Source organism: Microbacterium sp. TS-1 (assembly GCF_000509385.1).
GTDB lineage: Bacteria > Actinomycetota > Actinomycetes > Actinomycetales > Microbacteriaceae > Microbacterium > Microbacterium arborescens.
Genome location: NZ_BASQ01000001.1, coordinates 1,896,710 through 1,911,947, shown reverse-complemented (window position 1 = coordinate 1,911,947; position 15,238 = coordinate 1,896,710). Strand labels below are relative to the sequence as shown.

Sequence of the window (15,238 nt, the reverse complement as noted above, 5' to 3'; positions counted from 1 at the left end):
AGGCGCCACCGCGTCCGCATCCGGCCGAACGTCGGAGAATGACGCGAAATTCGGAGGTATGCGGCGTCCCGGTCCGAGTTTTGCGCCGATCTCCGAAATTTGTTCCGCCGAGTGTCGGAAACGGGGCGAGATGACACGGGGTGTCATGCATTTCGGACCACTCGTTGGCCTGCAAGTCGTCTTTGCCGTGACACTTTCCCGACGGGTGGTGGTCAGCGGAGCGCGCCTCAGGCAGCAGCCCTCCCGCATCCATAACCGCGTTCACTGACCGATCGTCGACAACAAGCTCCCTCGCAAGGGGAACCTCGGTATGAGCGTTCCTGCGCTTGTTCCAGTCATAGAGACTTGGAACGGACATGGTCCGTCAGCGTGCATTTGATCGTGCGGGGTATACGCACCTGTGGTCGCTGGCAACCGCCGGGACGTGGCCCGGAGCTGGTCGGGTACGCTGATCGACCGGCTTGCGGGCACGGACCGATGGGGTCAGGTGCGTTGCGCGAGTTCTTGCGGTCAGCCCGGGTCGAGACTGCGGTGAAGGCGACCAATATCGGACGCGTGTTACCGCTGACGTGAACGCCCAGCGCGCAAGCGTGCTCACGCGATGAACTTCGTGATGCTCACCATCGTCGGCTGGGTATTACTCTCCATTGCCTCGGCCGCCTGGAGCGTCTGCCGCGCGATTCTGTCGTCGTGCCGGATGAAGCGGAGATTGTCGTTCAGCACCTCGCTCGATAGGGCCGTGAAGTTGTGCAGGACGTCGAACGAAGATCCTGAACTGAACCAGATGAAGCGATCTCGGAGCGTAGTGGACTTCAAGAGGCGCACCTCGACGGCTATCGGCAGAGTCCGCCTATGGAGCGCTTTGCTCAAGAAGTCTTCGATGCGTGCCTCATGGCGTGGGCGGTCAGCCGTCTGCCAGTCGCGCTGGAGCTTCCCCAGGATGGACAAGGTCGCGTTCGCCGGCATCGAGTCGGCGAGCGTCTGAATGAGCCACTCGGCATGTGACGTGGTGCTGTTACCGCTGATGAGACCTTCGAGAATGTGCGGATCGAGGATCTTCACTGTGGATGAACGTGCTGCGAGCGGACGTATGAAGGTACTCGCGACGGCGGGGCGGCGTGTCCTGCCTGTCGGGAAGAGGCCGGCTTCCTTCGCAGCAACCACGGCAGGCGACCGGTGGATCGTGCTCGCGAGGACAACATCCGAGTCGTCGACGGTGTTTGATCCCGAGGTGTCGTCGACTCCGAACTCCTCGGCAAGCGCGCGGCTGGCGACGAACACGCGCGCGTCGGTCTGGCCGTCCCCTTCTTCGCTCTTGTGTCGCAGGCGCTCGCCCACACCCATGGCGCCTGGGAGCTGATCGAGACGGTTTAGATCGTTGAGACTGGCCAGTTGCTTGATCCACAGAGTCTTTGACAGGTCGCCGAGGTTCCCGATGGCCCGGAATAGTGCTTCACGATCGGCTTCGGGAAGTGCCAGGATCCCGTGGGCGCCCAGGGTCGTGACAACCTCGCGATGGATCAGCTGGTCACGATCGGCTGGATGATCAGTCAGCGCGTCCGGATCCACCGCGATCGGGAACAGCACCTGCGGCTGGCTCATGCGGTGATCCCGAGGATGTCGGCCAGCCCATCGTCGAAGAACCCGGTTGGCCATGGATCGAGGAGTTCGCCGCGGGCGCCGAGTCGAAGGCGGCGCAGGGAGGCGCCTTCGGCCGCCGTGTTGTCGACGTAGATGACCGCGACGTCATCCGGGCGGAGTTTCCCGCCGCGGATCAGACGCCGCAGGCGAAGAAGGATCGCCTCGGAGTGAGTCTCGACGATGACCTGGTTTCGGCCCATCACTGCAGCAGTCGCGAACAAGTTGCCGAGACGTGCCTGCAAGCGTGGGTGGAGGTGCAACTCCGGTTCCTCGATGCAGATGATCTGCCGCTCGGCATGGACGCACACGTCAATTACTGGCAGAAGCTGGCTCACGCCGTAACCAACCTGGTCGAGGTCGACAGGTGCGCCCGAGCGGACGTCTTTCAGCGTCCACTTCTGCTGGTGCGGATTGCTGAGCTTCCAGATCGGATCCTCCTCGAACACGTATGGAATCTCGAGCTGAGCCAGCATCTGATTCAACAGGTCGAACTCGCCGAATCCCGGCCGTCGCGGCTTCCGGTACCCATCGAACCAGCCGGAGTTGAAGGCGCCACTGACGGGGTCATAGGCCTTGCCCGGGGCGCCGCGATGAGGACCCAGGTAGCGGAGCAGGAAGGCCATCTCGAAGAGTTCGGCTTGCAGCTTCCGGTCGGCGTGTCCGAAAAGCTCGGCATCGATGAGCTTCGTCTCCTGAGACCACGTCTCGTCATCCTCGCTCTCCTCGACGATGAAGGTCGCGAGCTGCGACTCGCCGAAGTCTGAGGGGTGAAAGGGGTCGTGGTCGTCGTCGAAGTTCTCCGGTGTGAACCGCTTGCGGATCACTGGTCCCGCATTGAGCGACCCGAACGATGTGGAGTGGACATCGATCGAACCCACCGGGTTGAGGTCGTAGTCAAGTGCGGCACGTGCACGTCGGCCATCCTGAGCCTTGAAGTCGACGCCGAGCACGAGCGGCGACCGCCATTGATAGCCGCTCGGATCGTCGGGGTCCGGTTCTGCGTACGTCATAAGGCTGCGTGCGCTCGACTCGCTGAACGCAGCGTCCCACGGGCGAAGCGCGTCGTAACGCCCTGAGTCGACGACTTGCATGAGGAGTCGCAGGGCTTTGATCACCGTCGACTTGCCCGCGGAGTTCGGTCCGTAGATCAAGGTGATCGGAGCAAGGGCGATGTCGTGGGCGCCCGCGAACGACCGCAGGTTCTCGATGTGGAGCCGCTCGACCAAGGGGCTCGGTTCCGAGATCCGCGGTGAGGCGGTTTCATCGTGGGTGGTGCGGGCGACCCGGGGCGGCGCCGCGTCTGCCTCATCGTTCGCGAAGGAGGAGAAAATCTCCTCTTCCTCTCGCTTCAGCCGCGCTCGTTCTGCAGCGACGGCTTCGCGCTCACGCTGACGCTGTACGTCGCGCTTGGCCTCCATCGACCTGGTGTCGATTCCGACCCAGTCTGCGCCGTACTCGACGTTGCGGCGCGGTGCATCTGGGCTCCCCGACTCGGGTGTCGCGCCTACTGGATCCGGCATCCCGGCCCCTCTCTGCTGCTTCTCTCGTCAATGTCATTGAACCGTGGACGGGCGTCCACGGTCGAGAAGACGCTCCGCCCGGCAGGTTGCCCTGAGGCCGGGCGGAGCGTCGACGGGAGTCAGCGACGCGTTGCGCGCATCCAGAACGAGCCGTCGCCGTTGCTTACCTTCTCCCAGCCGCCGAAAGCGTGCTGGGAGCCGGAGTGCTGGTGCAGACGGGCATCACTCACCTCCCCGCGTGACCAGCAGTTCTGATCGCGGAAGTTCTTCCCCATGATGTTCACCCCTCTCGGGTATTCGAGTTGCCCGTCGAGACCGTGCGGTTCTCGCGTTGTCTCCACTCTCGGTCGCCCGAAGCAAAGTTGATCGGGTTATGAGGATCGCGTTCGTGTTGTCAAGCCGCCCGCCAAGACTGGTCGCGATTCCCCGCCACTTGCGGTGCTCGATGACGTCGCCGCATGCTGGTCGACTTTGCAACTTCGACCTCGCTGGCTGGGCGAGCGTCTGGGGAGTGCAGAGCGCGCAGTGCTGGAGGGTGCTGTGCGATCGGGCATCCGACCGGAGAAGGAGGTGAATCATGACTCTGCAGAGTTCACCCCAGCCCGCCAGGCACGCGAACCTCGCCGCTACTATCGGCGCGTGCGCCCTGCGCGTTTGGCGCGACCCCGGTTTTCAGACCGTGCTCCGCAAGGAAGCGTGGCAGTTCGTTGTCAACGTCTCTACCGAGGCGCGCGCTGCCGCGCGGCGCTAGGACGTCAGCGATCTCGCTGTCGGTGCTCGCGCTTAGTCTGGAGCCGTGGGAAGACAGAACGGTGACGGTGCGACGGAGCGACAGCGACGGTGTCCCTTCTGCGGTGAGTCCGGCGTCAAGTTCAGCAAGGAGCACTGGCTGCCTGCAGATTGGGGCGAGTACTTCCCGCGGCTCCCGAATCTGATCTCGGCGCGACACGACTATGACGGCGAAAGCACAAGCCGGGTCGAAAACCTCAGCCAGTTCGACAAGCAGTTCGACGGCATCTGTCGGGACTGCAACAGCGGCTGGTTACGGGAGATCGACATTGCCGCCAAACAGGTGGCGATCGATCTCGCGCTCCGGCGACGGACCTATGTGTCAGCTCCCGAGGTGTTGCCTTTGGCGACATCGCTATACCGGGCCGCGCTGATCGGGATGTGGGGTCAGCGGGATGGGTACGGGCTGCCATCGACACGCTTCTCCGAACTGTACGAGCTTCGACGGCCTCCTCGTGACGCCCATGTTCTTATCGGGCACAACGACGAGGGTTTCCTCTACGCCGGCGGGAACTACAGCGCGCTCACGGTCGACGGATCCCGGGAGACTGCGGTTCGCAGTTTCGCTTTTGGCGGTCTCGGCCACCTTTTCGTCGTCGTTATCGTCAGCGAGCCCGAGCTGGGAGCTGTTGTGAACCACGCGGTGCGCGAGGTGAAGCGGGCGGCCGGCGGCTCATTGGTGGCGCTGTGGCCGAACAAGCGGCGACGGGTAGACCTGCCCCAGCACCCCATCTCACGTGACACCGCAGCCCGCGTCACTGAGCTCGGCGTGGCACTGGGGTTGCGTGATCAGCCCGTTGAGCGGACCCCGATCCCCGAGCGGGTCCGCGCGAAGTATCCGACGCGCGACGCCATCAATCGCACCGTTCGGATGCCGACCAAGCAGATCGATTGGTGAGGATCGTCGGAACCGGCGATGCGCGCTGGCATCGATGGGCGCGGTTCCTCGGCGCCGGGCGCCTGGCAGCGCAGAAATTCGTGTCGGAGTGGCGAAAGCTGGGGCAACGTCGGAGGTTTCGACCACACTGATATGGATACAGCGGAGTAAGACATGTGGGAGGGGGCATCCATGTCTGAGGTGGCGTCGAGCACGGCCGACGAGTTGTTGGAGTATCTTCACGCGCGCCTTGACACCCATTTCAGCGGGATGCGGGATGAGCGCGCGCTCCTAGAAGTCGCTGCGCCCGTTTTCGCCCTTGAACATGAGCTTTCTGCCGAAGACCTTGATCTGCTGATCGCGACGGTGCGGACAGTGGTGGCCGAAGGTCTCGGCTCTCGCCATCGTCGGTGGTGGTTGCCGTTCGTCGTATACGCCGCGGAGGCCGGCTACGACTATGTCGGGGATGAGTACTGGCGAAGCTTCGAGCAGCGCACGCCCGGCTGGCGCTCTGAGCACCGCGCTTTGATTAAGTCGTGGTTCACGAAGTTCGCGGCGGCATATGGCGGGGCCGTGCCGACGGGCGCCTTCGCTACGGCGTTCACGATCATCGCCTGGCCGATCACGCACGGCGTGCTGCCGACTTACCTGCAGCGACAACTGGCCCAATTGTTGTACGAGTTCAGCGCCGCCCTCACCTCGGACCTGCTCGAAAACCCACCCGCCCTCGGCCTGAGGCTGGCGCAACGAGCAACGTCGTACACCGAGCGGTTCCGCATCTTCTGCGAGAACACCACCCTCGTCGGGCAGGTCGCCGCCGCGCTGTTGTCCGGGCACGATTCACCCAGCCCGTACCTTCTCAACTCAACACTCGAGCGGATCGTGACTGATCTGTCCAAGGAGCAGCAGGCGCATCACTGGCTGCGAACGGCCCAGCGGTCCGCGCATCGGGCGTGTGGTTTTCGCCCGACCGCGACTCAGGGGCAGACAGCATCGGTGCCGCACACGCAGCCACGCGCGACCGATCCGCGGTTGTATCTGCGTCTGGGGGACCAGTGGAACGCCCATGCGGAGCTCCCCGACTTGACGCCGCTGGGGGCGGGGTTGCCCGACGTGTTCCGGCAGTTGCGGGTGTCGCGGGGTTTCGTTAATGGCGCCGACCGGCACGTGCCGCCGAGCGGACTGCTTTACCCCGGCCAATCGGTGCAGTTCGCGACGTGGCCGCGTACCGATCAAGCCTTCCTGCGGCTGGACCGGGCGCAGGCGGAGACCAACCGGATCCTGGCAGACCAGTGCGTCATCACCCCGGGGCCGTGGTGGCTGTTTCGCCGCCAAGGCGCGGGCCTGGCGACCGAAGTGAAGGGCAAGTTGGTTCGCCCCGGGCACCGCTACCTGCTGATCGGGGCGAGTGCGCTGACCCCGCCGACGGTGCCGTGGATTGCCGAGGTGGGAATCAACGTTGAGGGGGTGCGCGGCTACGAGCTCACGGTCCCCGAGCAGGTCAGCGAGAAGGATGCCGCCGCGCTGACCGCCGGCGGCATCGCTGTGCTCACTCACGTCGCCATCCGCCCGGTCGGCATCGTCGCCAGCGCATGGGACGGTGAGGGCGAAGCCGAATGGGTTGCGGGGGAACCGGCAATCCTCGGGATCCGATCCGAACTGGCCCCGCAACGGTGTCGGCTGACGATTGGCGGGGACGTGTACTTCCTTGATTGGCCAGCCGGGCAGGCCGAACTGCTCTTCTCCCTGCAGGGCCTGAGCGTCGGCACCCACGTCGCGAGTGTCAGTCTGCTGGGAGACGATGACCGCCCGATGACCGTCGGCTCCCTCGTGATCACGATTCGAGACCCACAGATCCGCCCCGAGGGCGCCTCCGTCGGCGAGGGGATCCGTCTGCTCGCCACCCCCGCCCGTCCGACCCTCAGCGAACTGTGGGACGAGCGCGCACAGCTCGTGATCGATGGGCCCGCCGGTGCCGAGGCGGACATCGAGGTGAGCCTGCGTGGCGAGCATGGACAGTCGATCGCGGACCTGAGGCGGTCCATCGACCTGCCCCTCGACGAGGAAGCGTGGACTACGCTCGCCAAAGCGATCCGTAGGGATCACCGCTTCAGCGACGCTTACGATGAGGCAGAGTCTTGCGTGATCACCGTCGCTCGCGCCGGTGTCGGTTTCGCGACCCTGACCTGTGAGCGCGGCTTCCAGCCGCTGCGGTGGCGATTCGCGCGCAGCCACGAGGGACACGTCCACGCTCGCCTGGTGGACCGCACCGACGGCGACGCCACGACCGTCGAGTTCTACGATGTGCAGTCGCCGACCGCCGCCGTGCCGCGGCCGGTCGGCGCCGACATTAGCGCCCCGCCGCGCGGGGGACTTGTCGTCGCCCGCGCCGGTGACGCGTCGGCGTCTCTCATCCTCCCCACCGAACCGAACGCGCTCCTCCAGCAACCCGCCCTGCGCCCCGCGGTGCCGACCGCCGGCCGCACCTCGACCGACGTCCGCCAACTGGTCGACGCACACGCGCGGTGGCTGAACGCGGAACTGCCCGCGGACGCGTTCGTCGTGTATCAGCAGCAGGTGATCGGTGACGCCATCGCCGGCGCGATCGGGACCATCATCGGAGGGAGCCACTGGGTCGCCATCGAACGCAAGGTCGCTCGCGCGCAGGACGTCGCGGACCTGCTCGCCGAGATGCAGGAGGCTGTCGGGATCTCGACATCCCACAAGGATCTCGCGACCGCGATCGCGTACAGCCTGTACCAGTGGCTGTCGGCCGGGAGTCTGCTGCGCGGGTTCGACGCCGTCATCGCACCGCACCTCGCCAGCAGCGGGCTGGGCGATCACCCGGCGGTGTCCCGCTTCCTACTGATGCTCGCCGGCCGTCCCGGGCATCTTCTCCAGTGGCCCAAGGACGAAGTCACGTTCCTGCTCGAGCAGGTAATGCAGACCCCGGTGCTCTACCGCGCCGCACGGTTCGCGGTTCTCGGCACCCGGGCCCTCAACGACGCCGACGGCGTGGAACGGAGCTTCTGATGCAGATCAGCCAGCTCACGGCCGAGACGGCCGCCGTCGCGGCGATACGAACTCTCGGCCTGGACTCCGACATCATTGACCTCACCTCGTTCGAGGCGCTGGCCGCCGCGCTGCGCCGGGCTGCGTCGTTCCTGTGCCCGACGAGTCCGGGACGACTCGCCGATGCCGTGTACGGCGCCGTGCAGCCCCTCGCCGGTGCCGGTGCGGTCACCCGGTCGGGCATCGGGGAGATCCTGGATGAACTGGTCGCTTCCGGGGACTTGCTGGAACTTCGCCGTGACAACGGCCAGTCGGCGCGGCTGCTGTACTTGGCGCCGCCGTCGTTCATCGAACGACACCCGGGCCGCTACCTGCTCACCGGCATTCGACCGTTCGGTGTGCCGTTGATACTGGACGATCTCGCCCAGACGATCGACTATGAAGGCCCGACACGGTCGATCAGCCTCGATGCGGAGGACGGGCCGACGCAACTCCGCGACCGGGGGCTGCGTTGCGTTGCTAGAGAACGTTGGCTCGCCCGACCGGCCATCGAAACTCCGACCGCATTTCTCGATCACTTTCGGGCGCGCCTCGATACCGCCGCCCTGGCCGGCCACCTCGAGGACATCCAGATCCTCGACCCGGCATCCTCGGTCCGGTACTATGCGGGCCGTTGGCGGCCGCCGGCGGCCTCCGACACCGGAGACTTCATCGCCCGCCGGCCGCAGGCTTATGGCGCCGACTTGTGGTGTCTGGCTCGGTGTGAGCGCGGCGTGCCGTCGCGTCTGCTGGAGTGGCCGGTCGATAACCCGGTCCTGCCCGGTCGCGACGAGGCATGGCGCTACCAGGCGGCCGTCGACGCTGCCCGTGGCGTGCCGCAACGATTCCGGCGCCGCGCGGGCGACGTAGCCGGCGGTGACGTCGTCTTCGACTTCTTCTCGCCGCTGCCGGGTTTCGCGGAACGTTACCTGCAGTTCGTCGGGCTGCCGCTCGGGAAGACGACGGGTGCGCTGTTCTCGTTCCGTGTGCCCGCCGCTGCGGCCGACGGCGTCGAAACCTTTCTGATTGACATGTTGTGGATGACACAAGAGGAGGCACCACATGGCGTCTGACGCTCCCACGATCGCCGAGACGATCGACGATATCCAGTCGGCTCTACGTGAGTACATCGAGGCCACCTACCACGTCGGTCACCCCACGATCATCGAGCAGCGCCGCCAATTGCTGCTGACTGAGGGGGTTCTGTTCAAAGCTCCCTTCATCGAGAGCACCCCGCGGTATCAGACGAACCGCACGTTCGCGGAGCTCGACGTCGACGGCGCCGTCCACGACCTGTTCACCCCGCTCACTCAGAAGGTCGGCGCACTCGACCGATTGCTGCACGATCCGCCCTACACCCATCAGGCAGAAGCCATCGAGTGGGCGGCCCGCGACGGCAACAGCCTCGCCATCACGACCGGCACCGGCTCCGGGAAGACCGAGTCGTTCCTGCTGCCGATGCTCGCCAAGCTGGCCACCGAAGCCAAGCACCGGCCGGAGTCGTTCGCTGCCCCCGCCGTGCGCGCGCTGATCCTCTACCCGATGAACGCGCTGGTCAACGACCAGTTGGGGCGTCTGCGGTTGCTGCTGGGCGACCCGCGGCTGACGACGCAGTTCCATGCCTGGGCGGGGCGCCCCGCCCGTTTTGCCCGCTACACCAGCCGCACCCTGTACCCGGGTGTGCGGACGGCGAAGAAGGACCAGAAGCGGCTCGGATCGATCGAGGACTTCTACCTGCTGCTGATCGACAAAGCTGCCGATCCGAAAGCGCCCGGGCACGCACAGGCGAAGAAGCTCAAGGAGAAGTTGGAGGCGCGGGGCAAGTGGCCCGCGAAACCCGACCTGAAGGCATGGTTCGGACCCAAGGGCTCGAAGTGGAAGGACGCGAAGAGCGGGCGGTTCGTGCGGGCCGTGATGGGACGGGATGACCCGGAACTCCTCACGCGCCACGAGGTCCTCGCCGCACCCCCGGACGTGCTCATCACCAACTACTCGATGCTCGAGTACATGCTGATGAGGCCGCTCGAGCGGCCGGTGTTCGACCACACCCGGCAGTGGCTGGCGGAAAACCCGGAGGAGAAGTTCCTACTGATCGTCGACGAGGCGCACCTGTACCGGGGAGCCGCGGGCGCCGAGGTCGCACTGTTGCTGCGCCGGTTGCGATCCCGGCTGGGGATCACACCGGATCGTGTCCAGGTGATCACAACGAGCGCGAGTTTCAGCACCCCCGAGTATGCTCGCGCGTTTGCCGCGCAACTGACCGGAAAGGACGAAGCCGACTTCCGGACGGTCACCAGCAAACCGGCGTTGCGATCCAATGCCGCACAGGGCACCCCGGCTGCGGCGACGCTGCTCGCAGGCCTTCCGCTCACAGACTTCTACAACGCGGAGACGGAACCGGCACGCACGGTCGCGGTCGCCGACCTGCTTATCGACCGCGGTGTGGACGATCGGGACCGTCCCGTCGCGGCGTTGCTGTACGACGCCCTGACCGGCTACGAGCCGATGAACCTGCTCATCAACGAGACGATGCAGAAGGCGCAACCGTTGCATGAGCTTGGCACCGCGGTGTTCCCCGGAGTTGCCACCGAGGTGGCGGACAAGGCGGTTACCGCCCTCGTCGCGCTGGGCAGCGCCGCACGCTGTACCCCCGAGGAAGCGGGCCTGCTGCCTTGCCGGGTGCATGCGTTCTTCCGAGGGCTTCCCGGACTGTGGGCATGTATCGACCCCGAGTGCGGAGCCGTCGACCGTGACGATCTGCCGGCGGGCGTCGGACCGATCGGCAAGCTATACCCGCAACCGCAGGCCACCTGCGACTGCGGGGCGCGGGTGTTCGAGTTCTACACTTGCCGTCACTGCGGTTCGGCCTACGCGCGCGGCTACACCGATGATCTGCAGCATCCGACGTTCTTGTGGCATGAGAGCGGCGGCGCGTTCCAGACCACCGCTGGCGCGGTCCCCGAGCTGTTTCCCCTCGATCTGTTACTGGAAGAACCGCAGGCTGGGGAGGTTCAGGTCGCCGAGATTGACCTGGTGACCGGCCGGCTCGATCCGGACAAGCCGCCGGTCCGCGGCCGCGTCGTTTTTCTCCCGAAGCTGCGCAGCGGTGAGAAGGTGACCAGCGACGACGATGGCGATGACGGCGACGACCACGCCGAAGCGGACGGCGAATTCAAACCGTGCGGTGTCTGCGGACAGTTGGCGGGTTTCTTCGGCCGCTCCTCTGTGCAGGACCACCAGACCAAGGGTGACCAGCCGTTCCAGGCACTGGTAACCCGACAGATCGAGGTGCAGCCGCCCAGCGCCCCGTACTCCACGTTCGCGCCGCTGCGCGGCCGCAAGGTGTTGGCGTTCTCCGACTCGCGACAGGTCGCCGCACGTCTGGCGCCCAACCTGCAGGCGTATTCGATGCGAGACGTGATCCGGCCGCTGATCCTGAAGGGGTGGGAAGAACTGTCCGCCCAGCCGGGCATTGGCAAGCATCTGAGCCTGGAGCGTCTGTACTTGGCGGTAATGGTGGGAGCCAAGCAACTTGAGGTGCGGCTGCGTCCGGAACTGCGGGAAGCAGAGTCCCTGCACGTTCTGAAAGCGGTCGGCAAGGCACTCGACAACGGGGCGTTGACGGGAAACGAGGAGGCGCGCGGGGAACTGCTGATGCTCACCTCCCCGCCCCCACAGGCCCTGTTGCGCGCGATCTACCTGGCCCTGACCGACAAACACTACGGTCTGGTGTCTCTGGGACTCGCGTCGATCCGGGAGAAGGCCAGCCTGCGGGACGATCTCCTCGCGGACCTGCCAGCCATCGATGGTGTCGCCACGACCGACGAGCAGCGCCTCGCCCTGGTCCGGCTGTGGCTCGCGCAGTGGGCGACGCCCACGCGCGGCATCTGGTTCCCGACGATGACCTCGGAGTGGTGGCGGCAGAAGGGCGGCGTGAAGCCCCACACCGGCAGATTCCAGGCCGTCGACCGCTGGCTGGGAACGCCGGCGGCGAAGAAGAGGTTCAAGGAGGAGTGGCTTCCGGTGCTGCTTCCCGCGTTCTGCGAGTTGGAGGGCGCGAAGTATCGGCTGCTCGCCGGCACGGTCGCGCTGGAGTCGGGCGGGTTGTGGGGATACTGCGAGCGGTGCCGGTTCACCCAGCGGCCTTTCCCGGGATCAACCCGTTGCGTCAACTGCAACCAGAACCAGGTGCGAACCCTCGACCCCACGACCGACGAGGTCTTCCAGGCGCGCAAGGGCTACTACAGGCAGAGCGCCGAACGTGCCCTGCGGTCTCCCCACAGACCCATCCTCAGCATCATCGCCGCGGAGCACACCGCCCAGTTGAACGCGGCCCAATCCGACGCGGTCTTCTCACGTGCCGAGGAGTACGAACTGCTGTTCCAGGACATCGATGTCGGACTGCCCCGGCCGGGGGAACAGGAACGCGCCGCGATCGACGTGCTCTCGTGCACCACCACGATGGAGGTCGGCATCGACATCGGCAGCCTGTCGGGTGTCGCCCTGCGCAACATGCCGCCATCGCGTGCCAACTACCAACAACGGGCGGGCCGGGCGGGTCGTCGTGGCAACGCGGTTGCCACGGTCGTCGCATTCGGCAGCGCCGACACGCACGACGACCACTACTTCCGCAACCCGCACCTGATGATCCGCGGTGACGTGGACGACCCGGTGCTGACGTTGGACAACGACGAGATCGCCCGGCGTCATGTCATCGCCTACCTGCTGCAGCGGTACAACCAGGACAGGTTGCCCGAGATCGACCCGGAGGATCAGCCGCAACTGTTCGAAGTGCTCGGCACCGTCCGCGGGTTCGTGGGCACCACGTCACCGTTGAACCGCACCGACTTCGAAGGGTGGCTGACCGAGCATGAGACCGTGCTGAGAAACGACATCGCGTCGTGGCTGCCGGCGGAGCTGACCGCAACGGACCGATCGCGTCTCCTCGACGGCCTGGTCACAGCGACCCTCGACGCGATCGATGACGCGCTCGACCTGCAAGCCGATGGGAAGCTGCCTGAACCGGAAGATGGCGACGCCGCGCCACAAGAGGTCGTGGTCGAGGACGGCGATGCCGGCGAGGACGGCGCCGAGGTGCCCACCGAGCAGCGCAGCCAGTCGAATCTGCTCGATCGCCTCCTCTACAAGGGGGTGCTGCCGAGGTACGCGTTCCCGACCGATGTGGTGGCGTTCCACGTCTTCGACCGTGCCAAGTCGGAACGGTTCCACACCGAGTTCCGGTATGCGCCGAGCCAGGGCCTGCCGGTCGCGTTGACCCAGTACGCACCCGGCAAGGTGGTGTGGATCGACAACAAGGAATGGACCTCCGGCGCCATTTACGCGCCGATGCACAAAGAACGAGCTCAAGCGTGGCGCGACAAGATGCTCTACTTCGAATGCCAGGTGTGCCACTACGCCAAGCACGTCCCGGCAGACCAGGCCCAGCGCGGCGAGGAGCGTGACTGCGACGCTTGCGGCGCGCCCGGCAAGTTCGGCAAGGCGATGAACTGGATGCGACCGCCCGGCTTCGCCCACCGCGCTAATGACGATCCCGGCACCAGCCCGGACGACGCACCGGCGAACAGTTACGCCACGCGCGCCAAACTGGTCGCTGAGGGCCCGGAGCGCGAAGAAGCCTGGGATCACGTCACACCCCGCCTCGAGCAGACCTACCGGCGGGACACACTGCTGGTCACCAACACCGGTCCGCGCGGCGAGGGATACACATACTGCACGAAATGTGGCCTGATCGAACCGACGCATGGTGCCACGGGCACCGTCGCCGGCCCCCACACCAAGCCGTTCCCCGACGAGCGCGAGCAAGAGTGTCAAGGATCAGGCTCGACGAAGGGTCTCGTGCTGGGCACCGACTTCATCTCCGATGTGCTGCTCGTGCGGTTGAGCGTCGAGAAGCCACTCACCCTGCGCCCGGAGCTGCTGTCCACACAGGTGGCGCTGCGGACCGTCGCGGAAGCGCTCACGATCGCCGCGACAGGTGAACTCGACGTGGACGCGAGCGAGTTGCAGGCCGAGTACCGCCCCGCACTGACACCGGGCGGTAACCACGGGCAGGAGGCGGAGATCTACCTGTACGATACGCTCGCCGGCGGTGCCGGGTTCACACGGCGGGTACACGGGTACGGGGAATCGATCTTTCGGAAGGCGCTGGACCGCTTGGAGCACTGCCCGGCCGACTGCGACGCGTCCTGCTACCGGTGCCTGCGCAGCTTCCGCAACCGGTTCGAACACAGCCTGCTCGACCGTCAGATCGGTGCCGCCCTGTTGCGGTATGTCCTGGACGGCACCAGCCCGGTGCTGAACGAGGCGCGGATGAACCAGTCGATCGACAAGCTCCTCGCCGACCTGCAGAGCCGTGACATCGTGGGCATCGAGTTCCTGAAGAACGAACCGGTGCTCATCCCGGGAATTGGGTCTGTCACTGCCCCGATCCTCGCTCGCGGCAATGGCGCTGATCGCATCTTCTACATCCAGAGTCCGCTGACCCGGGACACCCCGCCCACGCAGGAACTCTGGGATGCGAAAGAACTGGGTGGTGTACCGATCCACCCGATCGACGACATCGTCGTCACCCGAAACCTGCCCGTCGCGAGCCAGCAGGTGCTGCGGTGGCTCAACTGAACGAGACGAGACTCTACGACACCGGCATCAGCTACAGTTTGGCGGTCTTGCCGGCCGTGCCGGCGATGTGGAGCTACTCCTCCCTGAAGGAAGCCGAGACTTGCCCGCGCCGATTCGCCCTGGCACGAGCGGATTACCCGGAGCTGTGGGCGCAGCGCGGGTACCCGCGGGTGCCCAATCTGGCCGCGATGAAAGGTGACGTGGTGCACGGGGCGCTGCAGGTCATCGTCACCGCACTAGTCACGGCGGGCTGCGTCTCGCCGAGGTCCGCCGACGCCGTCACGGTGCTGCGGGATCTCGGAGGCTACACGGCCGTCGCGCAGTGCACCCTCGACGAACAGTTGGGACGACTCGATGGCAACCCTCGGATCAGCGCGGACCGGCGGGAGCAGGTCGGCCGTGCCCTCTCGGACTGGCTGCCGGAAGCGCGCGAACAGATTCAGAGCTACCTAAACCGCATGACGCTGCGCCCGCGTCCCGCGCCGGTCGGTGCGCAGACCGAGCTGCCTGCGAAGCGGTACCCGATCCGGGGAGGTACCTATTCCGAACGCGAACTGGTGGCCGCGCACCTGCGCGTGAAAGGTCGCGTCGACGTGCTGAGCGTTGACGCCGACGGCGCGGAGATCACGGACACGAAGACTGGCGCCGAGGACCCGACGCGCCTCGATCAGCTCCGTCTGTACGCTGTTGTGGACCGATGACAGTGAGAGCAACCCCGACG

7 protein-coding genes are annotated in these 15,238 nt (G+C 66.0%); 5 read left to right on the top strand and 2 right to left on the bottom strand.

Going from position 1 to position 15,238, the window contains the following annotated elements; translation table 11 throughout:
- Positions 1-594: 594 nt before the first annotated feature.
- Positions 595-1,602 (bottom strand): hypothetical protein, encoded by a 1,008-nt coding sequence (locus tag MTS1_RS08860; protein ID WP_023953211.1) that lies wholly within the window; start codon positions 1,600-1,602, stop codon positions 595-597.
- Positions 1,599-3,059: an AAA family ATPase gene (locus MTS1_RS08855; RefSeq protein ID WP_036304718.1), complete on the bottom strand. Its 1,461-nt coding sequence runs from the start codon at positions 3,057-3,059 to the stop codon at positions 1,599-1,601. The genes MTS1_RS08860 and MTS1_RS08855 overlap by 4 nt, the downstream gene beginning before the upstream one ends.
- Before the next feature lie 898 nt (positions 3,060-3,957).
- On the opposite strand from MTS1_RS08855, the gene MTS1_RS08850 reads away from it, so the two are divergent.
- The 5 genes from MTS1_RS08850 to MTS1_RS08830 all read left to right on the top strand — a co-directional run bounded on the left by MTS1_RS08850 (position 3,958) and on the right by MTS1_RS08830 (position 15,218).
- Positions 3,958-4,848: a hypothetical protein gene (locus MTS1_RS08850; protein WP_023953207.1), complete on the top strand. Its 891-nt coding sequence runs from the start codon at positions 3,958-3,960 to the stop codon at positions 4,846-4,848.
- Between the two features lie 171 nt (positions 4,849-5,019).
- Positions 5,020-7,860: a hypothetical protein gene (locus tag MTS1_RS08845; protein WP_144083379.1), complete on the top strand. Its 2,841-nt coding sequence runs from the start codon at positions 5,020-5,022 to the stop codon at positions 7,858-7,860.
- Positions 7,860-8,951 (top strand): hypothetical protein, encoded by a 1,092-nt coding sequence (locus tag MTS1_RS08840; RefSeq protein ID WP_023953205.1) that lies wholly within the window; start codon positions 7,860-7,862, stop codon positions 8,949-8,951. Before MTS1_RS08845 ends, MTS1_RS08840 begins: the two co-directional genes overlap by 1 nt.
- A complete protein-coding gene (locus tag MTS1_RS08835; protein WP_023953204.1) occupies positions 8,941-14,517 on the top strand; it encodes a DEAD/DEAH box helicase in 5,577 nt (1,858 codons plus the stop codon). The genes MTS1_RS08840 and MTS1_RS08835 overlap by 11 nt, the downstream gene beginning before the upstream one ends.
- On the top strand, positions 14,505-15,218 hold the full coding sequence (locus MTS1_RS08830; RefSeq protein WP_023953203.1) for a PD-(D/E)XK nuclease family protein: 714 nt from the start codon (positions 14,505-14,507) through the stop codon (positions 15,216-15,218). Before MTS1_RS08835 ends, MTS1_RS08830 begins: the two co-directional genes overlap by 13 nt.
- The last annotated feature ends 20 nt before the right edge of the window (positions 15,219-15,238 follow it).

Bases quoted from the DNA above. Each gene is read 5' to 3' on its own strand.
- MTS1_RS08860 (WP_023953211.1), bottom strand. From the start codon at position 1,602: ATGAGCCAGCCGCAGGTGCTGTTCCCGATCGCGGTGGATCCGGACGCG.
- MTS1_RS08855 (WP_036304718.1), bottom strand. From the start codon at position 3,059: ATGGAGGCCAAGCGCGACGTACAGCGTCAGCGTGAGCGCGAAGCCGTC.
- MTS1_RS08845 (WP_144083379.1), top strand. From the start codon at position 5,020: ATGTCTGAGGTGGCGTCGAGCACGGCCGACGAGTTGTTGGAGTATCTT.
- MTS1_RS08840 (WP_023953205.1), top strand. From the start codon at position 7,860: ATGCAGATCAGCCAGCTCACGGCCGAGACGGCCGCCGTCGCGGCGATA.
- MTS1_RS08835 (WP_023953204.1), top strand. From the start codon at position 8,941: ATGGCGTCTGACGCTCCCACGATCGCCGAGACGATCGACGATATCCAG.